Origin of the sequence: Enterobacter sp. BNK-13 (genome assembly GCF_048685015.1) — a bacterium.
In the GTDB taxonomy this organism is placed as follows: domain Bacteria; phylum Pseudomonadota; class Gammaproteobacteria; order Enterobacterales; family Enterobacteriaceae; genus Enterobacter; species Enterobacter quasiroggenkampii.
In genome coordinates this window covers 4,513,384-4,532,731 of sequence record NZ_JBLQTP010000001.1, presented here as the reverse complement: position 1 = coordinate 4,532,731, position 19,348 = coordinate 4,513,384, and the positions used below count along the sequence as shown (strand labels likewise).

Genomic DNA, 19,348 nt, shown 5'->3' with positions numbered 1-19,348 from the left:
ATGCGTCAGCATCCGTTGGGTATTTACGAAAAAGCGCTGCCAAAAGATCTCTCCTGGCCCGAGCGGCTGGTACTGGCGAAAAGCTGCGGGTTCGATTTTGTCGAGATGTCTGTCGATGAAACCGACGAGCGATTATCACGCCTCGACTGGAGCACCACGCAGCGCGCCTCTCTGGTGGAAGCGATGCTGGAAACCGGCGTGGCGATCCCCTCTATGTGCTTGTCTGCCCACCGTCGTTTCCCGTTTGGCAGCCGCGATGAAACCGTGCGCGAACGCGCCCGTGAGATCATGAGCAAAGCCATCAGGCTGGCGCGTGATTTGGGCATTCGCACCATCCAGCTTGCCGGGTATGACGTCTATTACGAAGCGCATGACGAGGGGACGCAACAGCGCTTTGCCGACGGGCTGGCCTGGGCCGTAGAACAGGCCGCCGCCGCACAGGTGATGCTGGCGGTGGAGATCATGGACACCGCGTTTATGAACTCCATCAGCAAATGGAAAAAGTGGGACGACATGCTCGCCTCACCGTGGTTCAGCGTTTATCCGGACGTCGGCAACCTGAGCGCGTGGGGCAACGACGTCACCGCCGAGCTGACGCTGGGCATTGACCGCATTGCGGCTATTCACCTGAAAGATACCCAGCCCGTCACCGCACAAAGCCCCGGGCAGTTCCGCGACGTGCCGTTTGGCGAGGGCTGCGTCGATTTCGTTGGCGTGTTTAACACGCTGCATCAACTGAACTATCGCGGCGCATTTCTGATTGAAATGTGGACCGAAAAAGCAAAAGAACCGGTGCTGGAGATTATCCAGGCGCGCCGCTGGATTGAAGCCCGTATGCAGGAAGGAGGCATGACATGCTAGACGAACTTAAAGCCGAGGTACTGGCAGCAAACCTGGCGTTGCCCGCCCACCAGCTGGTGACGTTTACCTGGGGGAACGTCAGCGCAGTGGACCGCAAAAGCGGCATGATGGTCATTAAACCGTCCGGTGTGGAATACGACGTGATGACGGCGGAGGATATGGTGGTGGTGAATATCGCCACGGGCCAGGTTATTGAGGGGAATAAAAAGCCCTCTTCGGACACGCCTACCCATCTTGCGCTGTATCGTCGTTACCCGGAGATTGGCGGCATCGTGCATACCCATTCGCGCCACGCCACTATCTGGTCCCAGGCGGGGCTGGATTTACCGGCCTGGGGTACCACGCACGCGGACTATTTCTACGGGACCATCCCCTGCACGCGCCTGATGACCACGGCAGAGATTGCAGGAGAATACGAATACCAGACGGGTGAAGTGATCATCAAAACCTTCGAGGAGCGCGATCTTAGCCCGATGCAGATCCCGGCGGTGCTGGTCCACTCCCACGGTCCGTTCGCCTGGGGTAAAGACGCGGCCGATGCGGTTCACAATGCCGTGGTGCTGGAAGAGTGCGCCTATATGGGCCTGTTCTCTCGCCAGCTCGCGCCACAGCTTCCGGTTATGCAGCAGGAACTGCTCGACAAGCATTATCTGCGCAAGCATGGAGCGAATGCCTATTACGGGCAGTGATCACTGATAAAGGCTTTAGGGAACAGCAGTACAGGCACGATCGTAGGCCGGGTAAGGCGAAGCCGCCACCCGGCTTTACCGCATCAGAAACGCCAGGTCAGGCCGGTCATCAGCGCGAAGCTGTCGTCGCGGTCGATCATCGGGCTATTCTTCACGTCGTCAGGCAACACGGTGTAGACCGCGCTGGCATTGAGATACAGCTTCTGGGTTAACTGATATTTAGCCGCCAGACCAACGTATGGCGTCCAGCTGTCACCGGCGGTGTATTGATCCAGTCCGGAGCGGCGAGATTCGCTGCCGGATACGCCGTAGTAGTAGTCGTTATAGCTTTCGTCGCTGTAGAACACCCCCACAGAAGGCGTCAGGGTCAGGCGATCCATTTTGATTGGACGGAAGTATGATACTTCGCCGATCACGCCGCCGCTTTCATCCGTGGCATCACCAGAGACCGCCACTTTCAGCGACCCCCAGCTCTCGTGGCGGTAGTACGCACCGCCGAGGAAGGCGGACGTTTTACGCTCATCCAGCTGCTTCATCTGATGGTCGTCATTATCGTCAGGGTCGAAATGCAGCGGCATCCACGTTGCGGTCAGGCTTAATTCATTTTTTGCATCTTTCCACAGGATCCATCCGCCCGTGGTCTGGCGAACGTAAAAGCGATCGCCTTCGTAGCTAATTAACGGTACCGCAGTCGTATTTTCGTTATAGCCTTTGTATGGAGACTCATTAAATACAGCCCCCGCTCCAAGTGAAAATTCACCGGCCATGGCAGACGTTGATGCAAATAACGTGGCAGCGATGAGTAAATTGTATTTAATAGTCATTCTATGTAATCCATTTAAATGCCAAACAAGCGAGGCGCATAATAATGGTTACAAAATTGCCAATGCAACGCTGCGGTTTATATAATATTATATATAAAATCATATAGATGGGTGTGCATGATGAGTACATTACAGCTAAAACCACGCGAATTAAAAATTATCTCCGTCATCGCCGCCACCCACAGTATTGGTGATGCCGCCGCCCTGCTGGGTATGGCGCAGGCCAACGTGAGTAAATATCTGTCTGATTTTGAAACGCGGGTTGGGCTCAAGGTTTTTGAGCGCACCACGCGCCAGCTGGCCCTGACCCAGTTTGGTGAAGCGTTACTCCCCTACGTGAACGCCACGCTGGATAAGAACAGTCAGCTTGTTAATTTCATTGCTGATTATAAGCACGAAAAGCGCGGAAAAGTGACGATCTATGCCCCAACAGGTATCGTGACCTACCTCGCGCGACACGTGATCCATCAGATAGAAGACATCGGTGACATCCGCATCTCCCTGAAAACCTACAATCTGGACCGGAATGAATTTTCAGAAGGCGTTACCTTTCCGGATGACTGCGACATTTTAATTACCTATGCTCAGCCAAAAGACGAAAGTCTGGTTGCCAGCGTGCTGACAAAATATTCCGTTACGGCCTTCGCAACCGTAGAATATTTAAATAAACATCCCTTAACCGGACCTGAAGATTTAATTAATCACTCCTGTATTCTCATTGACTCCATGCTGGTCGATGATGCCAACATCTGGCGTTTCCGCGTGCACGGCAGCGATGACGTGCACGACTACCGGGTGACCGGTAATTATATTTGCGACAATACGCAGACTGCCCTGGAGTTGGCCAGAAATAATCTTGGGATTGTTTTTGCACCAAAAGAGAGTCTGAAAAAGGAATTAACGAAAGGCATGCTGGTCCCCTGCTTCCCGCATCAGGAAGAGTGGTGGCTCGATCTGACGGCCATCTTCCGCAAACGCGAATACCAGCCCTGGCGCGTGCAATACGTTCTGGATGGCGTCCTTAACTGCCTGCGCCAGCAAATTGCTCAGGCCGCCCACGGACGGCCTGAGCTGGGCGACTAGAACAGCCCCAGTGGTTTATCAGAATAGCTGACCAGCAGACATTTGGTCTGCTGGTAATGCTCCAGCATCATCTTGTGGGTTTCACGTCCGATGCCCGACTGCTTATAACCGCCAAAGGCCGCGTGCGCCGGATAGGCGTGGTAGCAGTTGGTCCAGACGCGCCCGGCCTGAATGCCGCGGCCCATTTTATAGGCCAGATTACCGTTGCGACTCCAGACACCTGCGCCCAGGCCATACGGCGTGTCGTTGGCAATCTCCAGCGCCTCCTCTATCGTTTTAAAGGTGGTCACGGCCAGCACCGGGCCGAAAATCTCCTCCTGGAAAACGCGCATGTTGTTCTGGCCGAAGAGGATCGTCGGCTCAAGGTAATAGCCGTCCTGCAAATCCCCTCCCAGCACCTTACGACGCCCGCCGGTGAGAATATCCGCCCCCTCTTTCTTGCCGATGTCGATGTAGTTGAGGATCGTTTCCAGCTGTCCGTGCGAGACCTGCGCCCCCATCTGGGTAACGTTATCGAGCGGGTTACCGCTGCGGATAGACTCGACGCGGCGAATGGCCCGCTCCATAAAGCGCTCGTAGATGGATTCCTGCACCAGCGCGCGGCTTGGGCAGGTACAGACTTCGCCCTGGTTAAACGCAAACAGCGCAAACCCTTCCAGGGCTTTATCGAAGAAGGCATCCTCTTCCTCCATCACGTCCGCGAAGAAGATGTTCGGGGATTTCCCGCCCAGTTCCAGAGTCACCGGGATAATGTTCTGCGTGGCGTACTGCATGATCTGCTGGCCCACCTCCGTCGACCCGGTAAACGCCACTTTGGCGATACGTTTTGAGGTAGCCAGATATTCGCCTATCTCCCCGCCCGCGCCGTTCACCACGTTAATCACGCCCGGCGGCAGGAGATCGCCAACGATTTCCATCAGCAACAGGACCGAGAGCGGGGTCAGACGCGCCGGTTTGAGCACAATACAGTTTCCGGCCGCCAGCGCGGGCGCCATTTTCCAGCTCGCCATCAGCAGCGGGAAGTTCCACGGAATAATTTGCCCGACGACGCCCAGCGGTTCGTGGAAGTGATACGCCACGGTGTCGCTGTCAACTTCGCTGATCCCGCCCTCCTGAGCGCGAATACAGGAGGCAAAATAGCGGAAGTGGTCAATAGCCAGCGGCACGTCAGCCGCCATCGTTTCCCGGATCGGCTTGCCGTTATCCCAGGTTTCCGCCGTCGCCAGCAGCTCCAGATTCTGCTCCATCCGGTCGGCGATTTTGAACAGGATCGCCGCCCGCTCCTGCACGGAGGTGTGAGCCCATTTCTCTTTCGCTTTGTGCGCCGCATCCAGCGCCAGGTCGATATCACGCTTACCGGAGCTGGCAATCTCGCACAGCGGCTGGCCGGTAACCGGGGTCAGGTTGGAATAGTATTCGCCGTCGACGGGAGCGACCCAGTCGCCGCCAATAAAGTTGTCATAACGGGGCTTCAGCTTGAGGGGAAAACCATACTCGCCGGGCTGGATACGCGATGAGGGAGGATTGTTTGTCATGTCCGTCTCCTTGCTGTTGGTGTACAACAAGGGTAGTTCCGGCCGGCGATTTTCTCGCCAGCCGGTAACGGTGTTTACGACGGAGGTCACGGAGTTTCAGGAAATAATAACGAATCGCGTAACAGATGATCGTTACCGCGACGGCGGGTAAAGCCGATGCGGTTGAAGTATTCCAGGATCTGGATCGCCAGCTTGCGCCCCACGTTCAGCCGATCGCGGAAATCCGCTGCGCAGGTCGAGCCGCGCGCCTGATCCAGCTCGCGGATCAGGTTGGCAAACGCCACAATGCGATCGTTACGGTAGTAACGATCTTTCACGATCGCGACGATTAGCCCCTGCTGCGCCGCATGGCGCAATACCTGGCGCATCACCTGCTCATCGGTGTTGGTTTCGCGAGCCAGATCGCGAACCCACCACGGCTCATCGCCAAACAGCGGGGCCGCTTTTTGCCATATGGCCTCTTGCTCGGCGGTGAACCCGGCCTTGTGATCCGGCAGGTGCAGCCAGCCGTGGTGGCTTTTAATCACGCCGCTTTCGCGCATGTTTTCGATCAGCAGCAGCACCAGCGCATCGTCTTCCATCGGCAGCGCCATGCGTCGCAGACGCTCGCGCCCCGGGCCAGGCTCGTCCTGATGCTGTTCATGGTAAGTCGCAAGCGTGTTCAGTATTTTACGCTGCCATTGCGCAGCAACCGGGGCATTGAGCAGGCTGTTGCCGGCCTGAATAAAGCCCGGCTCCTGGGTCAGCTGCCGTAAGCCTTCCCCACTCAGCTGGCGCGCCCATGCAAAATCACGCAGACTCACCGCCCCGCGATCGAGGTGCACCCGCAGCGCGGCGTTATCCTCTCTGGCCTCTGCCAGCGCGGCCAGCCACTGCAAATATTCCGGCTTACGCTTGCCGCGTCGGGGTGGGTTAAGCGCCACCACGCGCGCGCCTGCCAGCGTTTCCCTTGCAGAAATGTCACGCAGTACCAGACGATCGTTATCTGCCAGCCAGAGCGGCGAATCGAATACCAGCTCGGCAAGATCGTTTTCCAGCAGCGACACGCGCCCGGTGATATGGCTTGCCGCGTGGTGAATATGCAGCGGCTGCCATTGGGTCAACGGCATGTGTGTCTGCAGGGAGACGATCACGCGTTCAGACGGTTCCGGCGGGGCATCGGCCAGCAGCCAGTCTCCGCGATTAAGCTGCTCTTTTTCCGCATCCCCGGCAATGTTCAGCGCGATACGCTGCCCGGCATGAGCGCGGTCAGCGGGCTGGTTTTGTGCATGCAGCCCGCGCACGCGCATCGGTTTGTTCATGCCCGTCAGCCAGAGCGTATCTCCCACGCTGACTTCACCGCTCAGCGCGGTGCCGGTCACGACCAGCCCCGCACCTTTTACGGTAAACGCCCGGTCGATCGCCAGACGAAAACGATGATGGCTGGCGTGGTCGCGTGATGAAAGGTGCTGCAAATGGTGGCGAAGTTCGTCGATACCACGCCCTTCTGTCGCCACGGTGACAAAAAGCGATGCGTCGGCAAAACCATACTCCCGCAGGGTCGCCTGGACCGTTTCGCGCACCTCGCTGACGCGCGCATCATCCACGCGATCGGCTTTGGTCAGCGCCACGGTCAGCTGCGGGTTGCCGGTTAGCTGCAGGATCGCCAGGTGCTCGCGGGTTTGCGCCATCACGCCGTCATCGCAGGCCACCACCAGCAGGGCATGATCGATGCCACCCACGCCCGCCAGCATGTTGGACAGAAACTTTTCATGCCCCGGCACATCAATAAAGCCCAGCACGCGACCATCAGGCTGGGGCCAGTAGGCATAGCCCAGATCGATGGTCATGCCGCGCTTTTTCTCTTCCGGCAGGCGATCGGCGTTTACGCCGGTAATCGCCTGCAGTAACGTGGTTTTTCCGTGGTCGACGTGACCGGCGGTGGCAATAATCATTTCAACAACATCTCCAGAAATCGCTCTTCATCTTCAAGGCAGCGCAGATCCAGCCACATTCGGCCGTCGTAAATCCGCCCGATAACCGGCGTCGAGAGACCGCGCCAGCGCGACGACAGGGCGTCAAGCTGGCTGCCGCGCCCGTCACGCGGCATGAACGTCAGCGCCTCACTCGGCAGCCTGTCCACCGGCAGCGACCCGCTGCCAATCTGCGACTGGCAGGGCTCAATGCGAACGTCAAAATCGGGGTAGTGCGCGGCGACGCGCGGCAGCAGCAGTTCGGCCTGGGCGCGAATCGAGGCGGCATCGCGGCTTAACAGACGCAGCGTGGGCAGACGGTTAGCCAGTTTTTCCGGGTGGAGATAGAGCCGCAGCGTCGCCTCCAGCGCGGCAAGTGTCATTTTATCGGCGCGCAGGGCGCGCTTGAGCGGGTGCTGCTGCAGCTGCGCAATCAGCTCGCGCTTGCCGACGATAATCCCGGCCTGCGGTCCGCCCAGCAGTTTGTCGCCGGAAAAGCTGACCAGGCTAACGCCCGCCGCAATCATCTCCTGCGGCATCGGCTCTTTTGGCAGCCCGTACAGGCTCAGATCCACCAGCGAGCCGCTGCCGAGATCGGCAATCACCGGTATATTCAGTTCGCGCCCAATCGCCGCCAGCTCCGCCTCGTCAACCGTTTTGGTGAAGCCTTCAATATGGTAATTGCTGGAGTGAACCTTCATCAACAGGGCGGTATTTTCATTCACCGCCGCGCGATAATCTTTCGCATGGGTACGGTTTGTCGTGCCCACTTCATGCAACGTGCAGCCTGCCTGGCGCATCACGTCCGGAATACGAAACGCCCCGCCAATCTCCACCAGCTCGCCGCGGGACACCACCACCTCTTTGCCACTGGCGGTGGCCGCCAGCATCAGCAACACCGCGGCGGCGTTGTTATTCACAATGCAGGCATCTTCCGCGCCGGTCAGCTGGCACAGCAGCTCCGCCAGCGCGCGGTCGCGGTGCCCGCGCCCGGCACCGTCCAGATCGTACTCCAGCGTCACGGGCGTTCGCATGGCCTGCACGACCGCGGCAACGGCCTCTTCCGCCTGCTGCGCGCGCCCCAGGTTGGTATGCAGCACGGTTCCGGTCAGGTTTATCACCGGGCGTAATGCGCTTTGCGCCTTCTTATCCAGCCGCTGTTCAACTTCCTGCTCCCACGCGCTACACCAGTCGGGCAAGGCGTTTTCTGCTTGAATCGCGCATCGGGCTTCGTCCTGAAGCAGGCGTAACATTTCCACCGTCGCGGTATGGCCGAAACGCTCAACAACAGCATGAATGCGGGGTTCGCGAAGAAGACGGTCGGTAGCGGGGATCTGGCTGTACAGCGAATGATGAGTAGTCATGAAAGCGCCTGGCGAGTAAATATCTTCCCCCCTCCCGACGGGAGAGGGAGTTAACATGTGAGGGGATTGTACCGCCTCCGACGGCGAAGTGTTATAACCCGCGTCAAGCCTTTGGCGGTTCGGTACGGGCAAAGCTCTCGCGGCTAAACAGCGTGTCTGCAAGCTTCACCAGCAGCGGACGGTCGACGCACCAGCCCGGGGAGACGCGGCGGAAGTTGAGATAACCAATCGCGCAGGCGATGGCGATGGTCCCCAGGTTCAGGCTGTCGGTGTCGATCTTACCCTCCCGGATTAGCTGTTCGCATCTGTCCAGGCTGCGGCTGATTTTTTCTCGCTGGCGTAACAGTTCTGTTTCCGACTGCTGGGCGGCGGGCCTTGCCTGTTCCCGTACGGAGGTTAACGCCGCATCCATAATGCCATCGGCCAGGGCTTCAACCTGCTTCACCGCCAGCGCCGCTTTTGGGTCTGCTGGCAGCATTGCCGGGGCAACGCCCAGCAGCTCGATATACTCCGCAATAATCGGGGAATCAAACCAGTATTCGCCCTCGTCCGTGACCAGCGCCGGGACTTTCCCCAGCGGGTTGTACTGCGCGACGCCGTTTTCCGCGTTGTAGGGCTGTTCATTCACGAATTCAAATTCAATCCCCTTCTCCAGCAGGAGAATCGAGATTTTTCGCACGAAGGGACTGGTATAGCTGCCGATGAGTTTCATTGCCTGATCCTTGATGCCGGAAAAAAGTCAGTATGGATCAAGCGATGAAAAAAGGGCAGGTCTGCATGTCGCATTCCTGCCCTGGAAGGATTAGTGATCGAGGTAGAGGTAGTGCATCCAGCTGGTCATACGCAGCAGTACTTTACGCATAACCGAGACGTGGGCGAAGTGGTCCGAATAGACCGCCACCTGGGCATAGATACCGTCCGGCAGGGCATCGACTTCAGCGTTGGGTTCCAGCTCAATAAGTGCCTGAACGCCGTCCGTTCCCGGCACCACCGTCAGCGACTGCAGCGCGCCCTGCGCCTGATAGGTTCCCCCTGGCACGACCGGCAGAATACTGGTGAGCTTCCCGGAGAACACCTGGCCCGGCAGCGCGTTAAACACCACTTCCGCTTCATCGCCCGGCTTCAGACGCAGCAGCGAGTTCTGGCGGAACTGGGCCACAATCTGACGCTTCTGTTCAGGGATAAAGACCATCACCGGACGCAGAGGCAGCGCGGCGGCATAGGTCCCCGGACGAATCAGTACCTGAGTGATATAACCATTGCTCGGCGCACGCACCACGGTCTGGTCCAGATTGTATTTGGCTTCGGCAAGCTGGGCGCGTAAGGACGCAATCTGCGACTGTTCACCGTTCACCATGCTGTCTAACTGGCTTTGGATCTGCACCTGTTCAGCCACGGAGCCTTTCACCAGCGCATCCTGTGCCAGATAGTTCTGACGCGCGTTGTCGATATCGCTTTCAGAGAACGGATTCACCTTCGCCTGGCTGCCTTTCAGGTAGCGCTGATAATCTTTATAGAGGCGATCGCGTTCAGCGGAGACGCGTGTGGTATTGGCAACGGCTTCCGCCAGCTGCGCTTTCAGATTATCGATATTGTGCGTCGCGGTCACCAGGTCAGCCTGAAGTCTGTCGACGCGCGCCTGATAGCGGCCTGGATCCAGTTTAAATAACACTTCGCCTTTTTTAATGAGCTGGTTATTTTTATCGGTCACTTCGCTGACCACACCGGTCACCTGCGGCGTGATTGGAATAGAAATAACCGCTTTTTGCGCCGTAAAGGTATACGGGTGGTTATAGTTCATTAACAGAATAAGTCCGGCAACAATAAATACGCCGCCTAATGTTGCGGTGGCAAGCGTCCACTGGTTGACCGGAATTCGGAATATTTTAAAGATGGCCCAGGCAAATGCCACGTAGGTCAAAATAATCAACAGATCCATGATTAGCGCTCCAGCGTGTTCTTATCAGCAGTGGGCTGTACTGCAGCCAGCTTTTGTTCGAGTTCCGCCACGCGTTTGGCCAGCGCATCCATGCCCGGAACTTCATCAGGCTTTGTAATGTGGTTTTGCATGCCCCAGCCGCGATCCTCGCGGTACAGCGTGGCCCAAATCCACAGGAATGGCCAGATGGCATGAAGCGTAAACAGGCTAATCCAGCCAGCCGTATGAATGGCATCGGCATGCGGATGGTTACGCTTTTTGGCCATATTATAAGGAATATCATGGATGGCGATGATTCCGTAAAAGAGAACCAGAAATACAAAAATCAATACGCCCAGCGCAAAATAGTTGAGAAACATATTCTCCTCACTTAAACAACGTCAACTCATTAAATTAATAAAACGGTACGCAACCTAATTAATTTTTTATAAACACGGGGTTGTGCTTACTATTTCCGAGCCGGGGAGTATCGGTTTTTATAATATCTCCATGCAAGTTTATAAGCGTGTCAAAATATATCCTGAATAATAATAGACTTAACCTTACAATATGAGCGTAATCCACCTTTTAACTTTTCGCCATACCACACATCAAAAGTGGTTTTTTAGCTTATCGTGTCGTGCAATATCATCCTGGCGCTGAATCGCGAAGCAGAGTTTGCCGCCGATCACAGCCGGAGAAATCCGCATAAAAATATTTTGTGAAATAAGTCACAATCCAGAAACAAACCCACCAGAACAAAACGTGACAACAATCACATAAAAGGGTGGATCTTGCTTTTTTTGTCGCCATTGTATTTTTTTTACCCGCAAATTTTGTGATTGAGATCACTCCATTGATATCCCTACCCCCTGCCTTTACGTGACACGCATCACACAAATTTTCCCTGTCTGGACAGTTGAACGATTCAGTGCCAGATTTCACAGCATCAGAACAGGGTCCGGCTACCTCTGCCGCCTCATTAACAATAAACCTCGGGCCGCAAGCCTAAGCGTAAACAGAAGAAGGGGTGTTTTATGTCATCCGATTTCAAGATCAAAGTTCAAAGCTTTGGTCGTTTCCTCAGCAACATGGTGATGCCAAATATCGGCGCGTTTATCGCGTGGGGTATCATCACCGCATTGTTCATTCCGACAGGGTGGTTGCCTAACGAAACGCTGGCGAAACTTGTTGGCCCAATGATTACCTATCTCCTGCCGCTGCTCATCGGTTTCACCGGGGGTCGTCTGGTGGGCGGTGACCGTGGTGGCGTCGTGGGTGCCATCACAACCATGGGTGTTATCGTCGGTGCGGATATGCCGATGTTCCTCGGTGCGATGATTGCCGGTCCTCTGGGCGGCTGGGCGATTAAGAAATTCGACGTCTGGGTTGATGGTAAGATCAAATCCGGCTTCGAAATGCTGGTGAACAACTTCTCTGCGGGCATCATCGGGATGATCCTCGCCATTCTGGCGTTCCTCGGCATTGGCCCTGCGGTTGAAGTGCTGTCCAAAATTCTGGCGGCAGGCGTTAACTTCATGGTGGCGCACGAGATGCTGCCGCTGGCGTCTATCTTCGTTGAACCGGCGAAAATCCTGTTCCTTAACAACGCCATCAACCACGGCATCTTCTCTCCGCTGGGTATCCAGCAGTCTCACGATCTCGGCAAGTCTATCTTCTTCCTGATTGAAGCCAACCCGGGTCCGGGTATGGGCGTTCTGCTGGCGTACATCTTCTTTGGCCGTGGCAGCGCTAAACAGTCTGCTGGCGGCGCGGCGATCATCCACTTCCTGGGCGGTATCCACGAAATTTACTTCCCTTACGTGCTGATGAACCCACGTCTGATCCTGGCCGTTATCCTCGGCGGTATGACCGGTGTGTTCACCCTGAGCGTGCTGGGCGGCGGTCTGGTTTCTCCGGCCTCTCCGGGTTCTATCCTGGCGGTACTGGCGATGACGCCAAAAGGCGCTTACTTCGCGAACCTCGCGGCTATCTTTGCGGCAATGGCCGTCTCCTTCGTGGTCTCTTCTATCCTGCTGAAAACCAGCAAAGTGAAAGAAGATGATAACATCGAAGCCGCAACCCGTCGTATGCACGACATGAAAGCCGAATCCAAAGGCGCGACGCCACTGGCAGCCGGTGATGTCTCTAACGACCTGAGCCACGTGCGTAAAATCATCGTTGCCTGCGACGCCGGTATGGGTTCCAGCGCAATGGGTGCAGGCGTGCTGCGTAAGAAAGTGCAGGATGCGGGCCTGACCAACATCTCCGTGACCAACAGCGCCATTAACAGCCTGCCGCCGGATGTTGACCTGGTTATCACGCACCGCGACCTGACCGAACGCGCCATGCGTCAAGTACCACAGGCACAGCACATTTCGCTGACCAACTTTCTCGACAGCGGCCTGTATACCAGCCTGACCGAACGTCTGGTTGCCGCGCAGCGTCACGAAGACAACGAAGTGAAAGTGCGCTCCAGCCTGCAGGACAGTTTTGACGAGAGCAACGCCCACCTGTTTAAGCTGGGTGCGGAAAACATCTTCCTCGGTCGTACCGCGGCCACCAAAGAAGAAGCGATTCGCTTTGCCGGTGAGCAGCTGGTGAAAGGCGGCTACGTTCAGCCTGAATATGTCGACGCGATGCTGGAACGCGAAAAACTGACCCCGACCTATCTGGGCGAATCCATCGCGGTGCCGCACGGTACGGTTGAAGCGAAAGATCGCGTCCTGAAAACCGGCGTCGTATTCTGTCAGTACCCGCAGGGCGTTCGCTTCGGTGAAGAAGAAGACGACATCGCCCGTCTGGTGATTGGTATCGCCGCTCGCAACAACGAGCACATTCAGGTGATTACCAGCCTGACCAACGCGCTGGATGATGAGTCCGTCATTGAGCGTCTGGCCAACACCACCAGCGTTGAAGAAGTTCTGGCTCTGCTTAACAAATAACGGTACTCCTCCCTCTCCCCCCGGGGAGAGGGCTAGGGTGAGGGGAAAACGTTCCTCACCCCAGCCCTCTCGGGTAAAAACATTGATGAAGGTTAACACTATGAAAGCATTACATTTTGGCGCAGGTAATATCGGTCGTGGTTTTATCGGTAAACTGCTGGCAGACGCGGGCATTACCCTGACATTCGCCGATGTGAATCAGGTTGTCCTGGATGCCCTGAATGCCCGTCATAGCTATCAGGTCCATGTGGTCGGTGAAAACGAGCAGGTTGAGACGGTATCTGGCGTCAACGCGGTCAGCAGCATCGGCGACGACGTTATTGACCTTATCGCCAGCGTCGATCTGGTTACCACCGCCGTGGGTCCGGTTGTGCTTGAGCGCATCGCCCCTGCGGTCGCGAAAGGCCTGGCAAAACGTAAAGCGCAGGGTATCGATACCCCGCTGAACATCATCGCCTGTGAAAACATGGTGCGCGGCACTACGCAGCTGAAAGGCCATGTGCTCAACGCTGTGGCAGACGAAGACAAAGCCTGGGTTGAAGCGCACGTGGGTTTTGTGGATTCCGCCGTGGATCGCATCGTTCCGCCTTCCGAATCCGCGACCAACGATCCGCTGGAAGTGACCGTAGAAACCTTCAGCGAGTGGATCGTCGATAAAACCCAGTTTAAAGGCGCGCTGCCGACCATTCCGGGAATGGAATTAACCGATAACCTGATGGCATTTGTCGAACGCAAACTCTTCACGCTGAACACCGGGCATGCTATAACCGCGTACCTCGGAAAATTGGCCGGTCATCAGACCATTCGTGACGCGATCCTCGATGAGAAGATCCGCGCGGTGGTAAAAGAGGCAATGGAAGAGAGCGGCGCGGTGCTGATTAAACGCTACGGTTTCGATGCGGATAAACATGCAGCATACATCCAGAAAATCCTCGGTCGCTTTGAAAACCCGTATCTGAAAGATGACGTTGAGCGCGTGGGCCGTCAGCCGCTGCGTAAGCTGAGCGCGGGCGACCGCCTGATTAAGCCGCTGCTGGGCACGCTGGAATACGGCCTGCCGCACGCCAATCTGGTGAAAGGGATTGCCGCCGCAATGCACTACCGCAGCGAGCAGGACCCGCAGGCGCAGGAACTGGCTCAGCTGATTGATACCCAGGGCGCGCAGGCTGCGCTGGCGCAGATTTCCGGTCTGGACGCCAACAGCGACGTGGTTGTGGAGGCGGTTAACGCATACAACGCAACCAAATGATGCAGAATGCGGCGCAGGTTAGCCTGCGCCCGGATAACAGATTGTCAGATATGCAGGCAATAATGGAACAAACCCAGGCCTTTGAAAATCGTGTGCTTGAGCGTCTGAATGCTGGCAAAACCGTACGAAGTTTCCTGATTGCCGCCGTCGAGCTGTTAACCGAGGCGGTGAATATCCTGGTGCTTCAGGTGTTTCGCAAAGACGACTACGCGGTAAAATATGCTGTAGAACCGTTACTGGACGGAGACGGACCGCTGGGCGATTTATCCGTGCGTCTGAAACTGATTTATGGTCTTGGCGTGCTGAACCGCCAAGAGTATGAAGATGCGGAGCTGCTAATGGCGCTGCGCGAAGAACTCAACCATGACGGTAATGAATACACCTTCACCGACGATGAAATCCTGGGGCCGTTCGGCGAGCTGCACTGCGTCACCGCGCTTCCTCCGGCACCGCAGTTTGATAACAGCGACCCTGAGCTCTACGCGATGCAAAAGCTGCGTTATCAACAGGTTGTCCGTTCCACGATGGTTCTCTCCCTGACTGAGCTGATTTCCCGAATCAGCTTAAAAAAAGCGTTTCAGAAGTAAGCCTGCTCACATTGGTGTATCCTTCCCTGTAAATTCCCCGTTTTCAGAGTTATTTGTCATGAAAGAAGTCGAAAAGAACGAAATTAAACGCCTGAGCGACCGCCTGGATCTCATCCGCCACCAGATGGCGGGCCTGTCACTGGTCGAGTCCGCCGAGAAGTATGCCGAGCTTGAAAAAGAGACCGCGAAGCTGGAAGCAGAGATCGAGCGCCTGCGCGAAGTCAAAGGCCAGAAGCTGAGCAAAGAAGCGCAGAAGCTGATGAACATGCCGCACCATCGTGCGATCACCAAAAAAGAGCAGGCCGACATGGGCAAGCTGAAGAAAAGTGTCCGTGGTCTGGTGGTGGTTCACCCGATGACCGAGCTTGGCCGCGAAATGGGCCTGAAAGAGATGACGGGTTTTTGTAAGACGGCGTTCTGATTTCATGCCGGGTGGCGCTACGCTTACCCGGCCTACTCTTTTCCCCTTCGTGTGAATTGGTCCAACCAATAGCGCAACCAATCCTTCCCCGGTTCACAATTCCATTATTTCCGCTCACAAAACCATTGCTAGCTCATAACATCTGGTTAACCATTCATTGTCATTAACCCTACAACACAACATTGGCAGGACCACTTTTACACAGACTGTGACGCAGAGATGAGCGGAGACTCGCCCGCAGCGCAGGCTGTCTGGTCCCCAGGAGACCTGCATGAGCCTCTGGCAACAAAACTACGACCCGGCCGGCAATATCTGGCTGTCGAGCCTGATCGCATCGCTTCCGATCCTGTTCTTCTTCTTTGCGCTGATTAAGCTCAAACTGAAGGGCTACCTTGCCGCGACGTACACCGTCGCCATCGCCCTGCTGGTGGCGCTGTTCTTCTACAAAATGCCGGTCGATCGCGCGCTGGCCTCCGTCGTCTACGGTTTCTTCTACGGCCTGTGGCCGATTGCGTGGATCATCATCGCGGCGGTCTTTGTCTATAAAATCTCGGTGAAAACCGGACAGTTCGACATTATCCGCTCGTCGATTCTCTCCATTACGCCGGACCAGCGCCTGCAGATGCTGATTGTCGGCTTCTCCTTTGGGGCGTTTCTGGAAGGCGCGGCAGGCTTTGGCGCACCGGTGGCGATCACCGCCGCGCTGCTGGTGGGCCTGGGCTTTAACCCGCTGTATGCCGCGGGCCTGTGCCTGATTGTGAACACCGCACCGGTGGCGTTTGGTGCGATGGGTATTCCAATTCTGGTGGCGGGCCAGGTGACCGGCCTGGACAGCTTTGAGATTGGCCAGATGGTGGGTCGCCAGCTGCCGTTCCTGACCATTATCGTCCTGTTCTGGATCATGGCGATTATGGACGGCTGGCGCGGCGTGAAGGAGACCTGGCCTGCGGTGATGGTGGCGGGCGGTTCGTTCGCGATTGCCCAGTACCTCAGCTCGAACTTCCTTGGCCCGGAACTGCCGGACATCATCTCTTCGCTGGTTTCCCTGGTCTGCCTGACGCTGTTCCTGAAACGCTGGCAGCCGGTCCGTATTTTCCGCTTCGCCGACATGGGCGCCTCGCAGGTCGATCAAACCCTGGCCCGCACCGGTTATACCGCAGGACAGGTGATTCGCGCCTGGTCGCCGTTCCTGTTCCTGACCGCCACGGTTACGCTGTGGAGCATCCCGCCGTTTAAAGCCCTGTTCGCCCCGGGCGGCGCGCTGTACGACATGGTGATTAACGTTTCGGTACCGTTCCTCGACAAGATGGTCGCCCGTATGCCGCCGGTGGTGCACGCCGCCACGCCGTATGCCGCAGTCTATAAATTCGACTGGTTCTCCGCCACCGGGACCGCCATCCTGTTTGCCGCTATTCTTTCCGTGGTGTGGCTGCGCATGAAGCCTGCGGCTGCGGTGCAGACTTTTGCGGCGACCGTTAAAGAGCTGATGCTGCCGATCTACTCCATCGGCATGGTGCTGGCGTTCGCGTTTATCTCGAACTACTCCGGTCTCTCATCAACGCTGGCACTGGCGCTGGCGCATACCAGCCACGCCTTCACTTTCTTCTCGCCGTTCCTTGGCTGGCTGGGGGTGTTCCTGACCGGTTCCGATACCTCGTCTAACGCCCTGTTTGCCGCGCTGCAGGCCACGGCGGCCCAGCAGATTGGCGTGTCGGATGTTCTGCTGGTGGCCGCAAATACCACCGGCGGCGTGACCGGGAAAATGATCTCCCCACAATCCATCGCCATTGCCTGTGCGGCGGTGGGACTGGTCGGTAAAGAGTCGGATCTGTTCCGCTTTACCGTGAAACACAGCCTGATATTCACCTGCATGGTCGGGGTGATCACCACCCTGCAGGCCTATGTCTTAACCTGGATGATCCCATGATAGTGATGCCCAGACGCCTGTCCGACGAGATTGCCTCTCGCGTGCGGGCGCTGATTGAAGAACAACAGCTGGAAGCGGGCATGAAGTTGCCCGCCGAACGCCAGCTCGCCGCCCAGCTTGGCGTGTCGCGCAATTCACTGCGCGAGGCGCTGGCAACACTGGTCAGCGAAGGGGTGCTGGTAAGCCGTCGCGGCGGCGGCACCTTTGTACGCTGGCAGCATGACGACTGGTCCGAGCAAAACATCGTTCAGCCGCTGAAAACGCTGATGGAGAACGACCCGGACTACAGCTTCGACATCCTTGAAGCGCGTCACGCCATCGAAACCAGTACCGCCTGGCACGCGGCCATGCGGGCAACCGACGCCGACAAAGAGAAACTCATCGCCTGCTTTGAGGCCACGCAAAGCAGCGACCCGGACATCGCCTCCCAGGCGGACGTGCGTTTTCACCTGGCGATTGCCGAGGCGTCGCACAACGTCGTGCTGCTCCAGACCATGCGCGGGTTCTTCGACCTGCTGCAATCCTCCGTGAAGCAGAGCCGCCAGCGTATGTATCTGGTTCCTCCGGTGTTTGCCCAGCTGACCGAACAACACGAGGCGGTGCTCAACGCCATTCTGGCCGGTGATGCCGAAGCCGCGCGCAAAGCGATGATGGCGCATCTCGGTTTCGTGCATACCACCATCAAACGATTCGATGAAGACCAGGCCCGACAGGCGCGTATTACCCGTCTGCCTGGCGACAGTGATATTTCCAGGGAGAACAAAGCATGATCATTTCAGCAGCCAGTGACTATCGCGCCGCGGCGCAGCGCATTTTACCCCCGTTCCTGTTCCACTACATTGACGGCGGGGCGTATGCCGAATACACCCTGCGCCGCAACGTGGAAGATCTGTCGGAGGTGGCTCTGCGCCAGCGCGTGCTGAAGAATATGTCTGACCTGAGCCTTGAGACAAAACTGTTCAACGAAACGCTTTCCATGCCCGTCGCGCTCGCACCTGTCGGTTTATGCGGCATGTACGCCCGTCGCGGTGAAGTGCAGGCCGCCGCCGCCGCAGATGCTAAAGGCATTCCGTTTACCCTTTCCACCGTGTCCGTCTGCCCGATAGAAGAGGTCGCCCCAACCATCAAGCGGCCGATGTGGTTCCAGCTGTACGTCCTGCGCGATCGCGGCTTTATGCGTAACGCGCTGGAGCGCGCCAAAGCGGCGGGCTGCTCCACGCTGGTCTTTACCGTTGATATGCCGACCCCCGGCGCACGCTATCGTGATGCCCACTCCGGCATGAGCGGCCCAAATGCGGCGCTCCGCCGCTACTGGCAGGCGGTAACGCATCCACAGTGGGCGTGGGACGTTGGCCTGAACGGTCGTCCACACGATCTGGGGAATATCTCGGCGTATCTGGGTAAACCCACCGGGCTGGAGGATTACATCGGCTGGCTGGCGAATAACTTCGATCCGTCCATCTCCTGGAAAGACCTGGAGTGGATCCGCGAATTCTGGGATGGCCCGATGGTGATCAAGGGGATCCTCGACCCGGAAGATGCCCGCGATGCGGTCCGCTTTGGCGCAGACGGGATTGTGGTCTCTAACCACGGCGGACGCCAGCTCGACGGGGTGCTCTCCTCTGCCCGCGCCCTGCCAGCTATTGCCGATGCGGTGAAAGGCGATATCGCCATCCTGGCCGACAGCGGGATCCGCAACGGGCTGGACGTGGTGCGTATGATTGCGCTGGGTGCCGACAGCGTGCTGCTGGGACGCGCGTATCTGTACGCCCTGGCGACGGCCGGTCAGGCAGGCGTGGCGAATCTGCTTAACCTGATCGAAAAAGAGATGAAGGTGGCGATGACGCTGACCGGTGCGAAAACCATTAGCGAAATTAGTAAGGATTCTCTGGTGCAGGAGTTAAGCAAATTACCGGCAGCGCTGGCTCCGCTTGCTCAGGGAAATGCGGCCTGAATTCTCACCCATTTTAAATTCTCTTTCTCACGCGTCTGA

General features: G+C 57.1%; 17 protein-coding genes. 10 read left to right on the top strand and 7 right to left on the bottom strand.

What is annotated here, in order from left to right; translation table 11 throughout:
• Together ACMGGQ_RS21895 and araD are read left to right on the top strand one after the other, a co-directional pair.
• Complete coding sequence (locus tag ACMGGQ_RS21895; RefSeq protein ID WP_025910545.1) at positions 1–861, top strand: L-ribulose-5-phosphate 3-epimerase; 861 nt, start codon at positions 1–3, stop codon at positions 859–861.
• Positions 855–1,550, top strand: coding sequence for an L-ribulose-5-phosphate 4-epimerase (gene araD, locus ACMGGQ_RS21890; RefSeq protein ID WP_048028083.1), 696 nt, complete (start codon positions 855–857; stop codon positions 1,548–1,550). The genes ACMGGQ_RS21895 and araD overlap by 7 nt, the downstream gene beginning before the upstream one ends.
• 83 nt (positions 1,551–1,633) lie before the next feature.
• Here araD and ACMGGQ_RS21885 read toward each other — a convergent pair whose 3' ends face one another.
• Positions 1,634–2,374 (bottom strand): MipA/OmpV family protein, encoded by a 741-nt coding sequence (locus ACMGGQ_RS21885; RefSeq protein ID WP_420290506.1) that lies wholly within the window; start codon positions 2,372–2,374, stop codon positions 1,634–1,636.
• Between the two features lie 117 nt (positions 2,375–2,491).
• Here ACMGGQ_RS21885 and ACMGGQ_RS21880 point away from each other — a divergent pair, with 117 nt between their 5' ends.
• The gene (locus ACMGGQ_RS21880; protein ID WP_063622816.1) at positions 2,492–3,457 is read left to right on the top strand and encodes a LysR family transcriptional regulator; all 966 of its coding nucleotides are present in this window, start codon (positions 2,492–2,494) and stop codon (positions 3,455–3,457) included.
• Here the strand turns inward: ACMGGQ_RS21880 and aldB are convergent.
• The 6 genes from aldB to ACMGGQ_RS21850 all read right to left on the bottom strand — a co-directional run bounded on the left by aldB (position 3,454) and on the right by ACMGGQ_RS21850 (position 10,606).
• Complete coding sequence (gene aldB / locus ACMGGQ_RS21875) at positions 3,454–4,992, bottom strand: aldehyde dehydrogenase AldB (protein ID WP_420290505.1); 1,539 nt, start codon at positions 4,990–4,992, stop codon at positions 3,454–3,456. The two genes, ACMGGQ_RS21880 and aldB, sit on opposite strands and share 4 nt — an antisense overlap.
• Positions 4,993–5,078: 86 nt before the next feature.
• Entirely contained in the window at positions 5,079–6,926 is a 1,848-nt protein-coding gene (gene selB / locus ACMGGQ_RS21870) for a selenocysteine-specific translation elongation factor (protein WP_420290504.1), read from the bottom strand.
• Complete coding sequence (gene selA, locus ACMGGQ_RS21865) at positions 6,923–8,308, bottom strand: L-seryl-tRNA(Sec) selenium transferase (RefSeq protein ID WP_420290503.1); 1,386 nt, start codon at positions 8,306–8,308, stop codon at positions 6,923–6,925. The genes selB and selA overlap by 4 nt, the downstream gene beginning before the upstream one ends.
• Positions 8,309–8,411: 103 nt before the next feature.
• Positions 8,412–9,020 (bottom strand): glutathione S-transferase, encoded by a 609-nt coding sequence (locus tag ACMGGQ_RS21860; RefSeq protein ID WP_045907894.1) that lies wholly within the window; start codon positions 9,018–9,020, stop codon positions 8,412–8,414.
• A gap of 90 nt (positions 9,021–9,110) precedes the next feature.
• A complete protein-coding gene (locus tag ACMGGQ_RS21855) occupies positions 9,111–10,247 on the bottom strand; it encodes an HlyD family secretion protein (protein ID WP_025758413.1) in 1,137 nt (378 codons plus the stop codon).
• Between the two features lie 2 nt (positions 10,248–10,249).
• Positions 10,250–10,606: a DUF3302 domain-containing protein gene (locus ACMGGQ_RS21850; protein ID WP_008502729.1), complete on the bottom strand. Its 357-nt coding sequence runs from the start codon at positions 10,604–10,606 to the stop codon at positions 10,250–10,252.
• Positions 10,607–11,263: 657 nt separating this feature from the next.
• Here ACMGGQ_RS21850 and ACMGGQ_RS21845 point away from each other — a divergent pair.
• From ACMGGQ_RS21845 to lldD, 7 genes are all read left to right on the top strand, one after another.
• A complete protein-coding gene (locus tag ACMGGQ_RS21845) occupies positions 11,264–13,171 on the top strand; it encodes a PTS mannitol transporter subunit IICBA (protein ID WP_420290502.1) in 1,908 nt (635 codons plus the stop codon).
• A 100-nt stretch (positions 13,172–13,271) separates the two neighbouring features.
• Positions 13,272–14,420 (top strand): mannitol-1-phosphate 5-dehydrogenase, encoded by a 1,149-nt coding sequence (gene mtlD, locus ACMGGQ_RS21840; RefSeq protein ID WP_111967658.1) that lies wholly within the window; start codon positions 13,272–13,274, stop codon positions 14,418–14,420.
• Positions 14,417–15,007: a mannitol operon repressor MtlR gene (mtlR, locus tag ACMGGQ_RS21835; RefSeq protein WP_047071159.1), complete on the top strand. Its 591-nt coding sequence runs from the start codon at positions 14,417–14,419 to the stop codon at positions 15,005–15,007. The genes mtlD and mtlR overlap by 4 nt, the downstream gene beginning before the upstream one ends.
• A gap of 58 nt (positions 15,008–15,065) precedes the next feature.
• Positions 15,066–15,428 (top strand): YibL family ribosome-associated protein, encoded by a 363-nt coding sequence (locus ACMGGQ_RS21830; protein ID WP_420290501.1) that lies wholly within the window; start codon positions 15,066–15,068, stop codon positions 15,426–15,428.
• Between the two features lie 271 nt (positions 15,429–15,699).
• Positions 15,700–17,355, top strand: coding sequence for an L-lactate permease (lldP, locus tag ACMGGQ_RS21825; protein ID WP_039267048.1), 1,656 nt, complete (start codon positions 15,700–15,702; stop codon positions 17,353–17,355).
• On the top strand, positions 17,352–18,125 hold the full coding sequence (gene lldR, locus ACMGGQ_RS21820; protein ID WP_023294814.1) for a transcriptional regulator LldR: 774 nt from the start codon (positions 17,352–17,354) through the stop codon (positions 18,123–18,125). Before lldP ends, lldR begins: the two co-directional genes overlap by 4 nt.
• Positions 18,122–19,309, top strand: coding sequence for a quinone-dependent L-lactate dehydrogenase (gene lldD / locus ACMGGQ_RS21815; RefSeq protein WP_023334042.1), 1,188 nt, complete (start codon positions 18,122–18,124; stop codon positions 19,307–19,309). The genes lldR and lldD overlap by 4 nt, the downstream gene beginning before the upstream one ends.
• Positions 19,310–19,348: the final 39 nt, after the last annotated feature.

Coding starts and splice junctions, on each gene's coding strand:
- ACMGGQ_RS21895 (WP_025910545.1), top strand. CDS start 1: ATGCGTCAGCATCCGTTGGGTATTTACGAAAAAGCGCTGCCAAAAGAT.
- araD (WP_048028083.1), top strand. CDS start 855: ATGCTAGACGAACTTAAAGCCGAGGTACTGGCAGCAAACCTGGCGTTG.
- ACMGGQ_RS21885 (WP_420290506.1), bottom strand. CDS start 2,374: ATGACTATTAAATACAATTTACTCATCGCTGCCACGTTATTTGCATCA.
- ACMGGQ_RS21880 (WP_063622816.1), top strand. CDS start 2,492: ATGATGAGTACATTACAGCTAAAACCACGCGAATTAAAAATTATCTCC.
- aldB (WP_420290505.1), bottom strand. CDS start 4,992: ATGACAAACAATCCTCCCTCATCGCGTATCCAGCCCGGCGAGTATGGT.
- selB (WP_420290504.1), bottom strand. CDS start 6,926: ATGATTATTGCCACCGCCGGTCACGTCGACCACGGAAAAACCACGTTA.
- selA (WP_420290503.1), bottom strand. CDS start 8,308: ATGACTACTCATCATTCGCTGTACAGCCAGATCCCCGCTACCGACCGT.
- ACMGGQ_RS21860 (WP_045907894.1), bottom strand. CDS start 9,020: ATGAAACTCATCGGCAGCTATACCAGTCCCTTCGTGCGAAAAATCTCG.
- ACMGGQ_RS21855 (WP_025758413.1), bottom strand. CDS start 10,247: ATGGATCTGTTGATTATTTTGACCTACGTGGCATTTGCCTGGGCCATC.
- ACMGGQ_RS21850 (WP_008502729.1), bottom strand. CDS start 10,606: ATGTTTCTCAACTATTTTGCGCTGGGCGTATTGATTTTTGTATTTCTG.
- ACMGGQ_RS21845 (WP_420290502.1), top strand. CDS start 11,264: ATGTCATCCGATTTCAAGATCAAAGTTCAAAGCTTTGGTCGTTTCCTC.
- mtlD (WP_111967658.1), top strand. CDS start 13,272: ATGAAAGCATTACATTTTGGCGCAGGTAATATCGGTCGTGGTTTTATC.
- mtlR (WP_047071159.1), top strand. CDS start 14,417: ATGATGCAGAATGCGGCGCAGGTTAGCCTGCGCCCGGATAACAGATTG.
- ACMGGQ_RS21830 (WP_420290501.1), top strand. CDS start 15,066: ATGAAAGAAGTCGAAAAGAACGAAATTAAACGCCTGAGCGACCGCCTG.
- lldP (WP_039267048.1), top strand. CDS start 15,700: ATGAGCCTCTGGCAACAAAACTACGACCCGGCCGGCAATATCTGGCTG.
- lldR (WP_023294814.1), top strand. CDS start 17,352: ATGATAGTGATGCCCAGACGCCTGTCCGACGAGATTGCCTCTCGCGTG.
- lldD (WP_023334042.1), top strand. CDS start 18,122: ATGATCATTTCAGCAGCCAGTGACTATCGCGCCGCGGCGCAGCGCATT.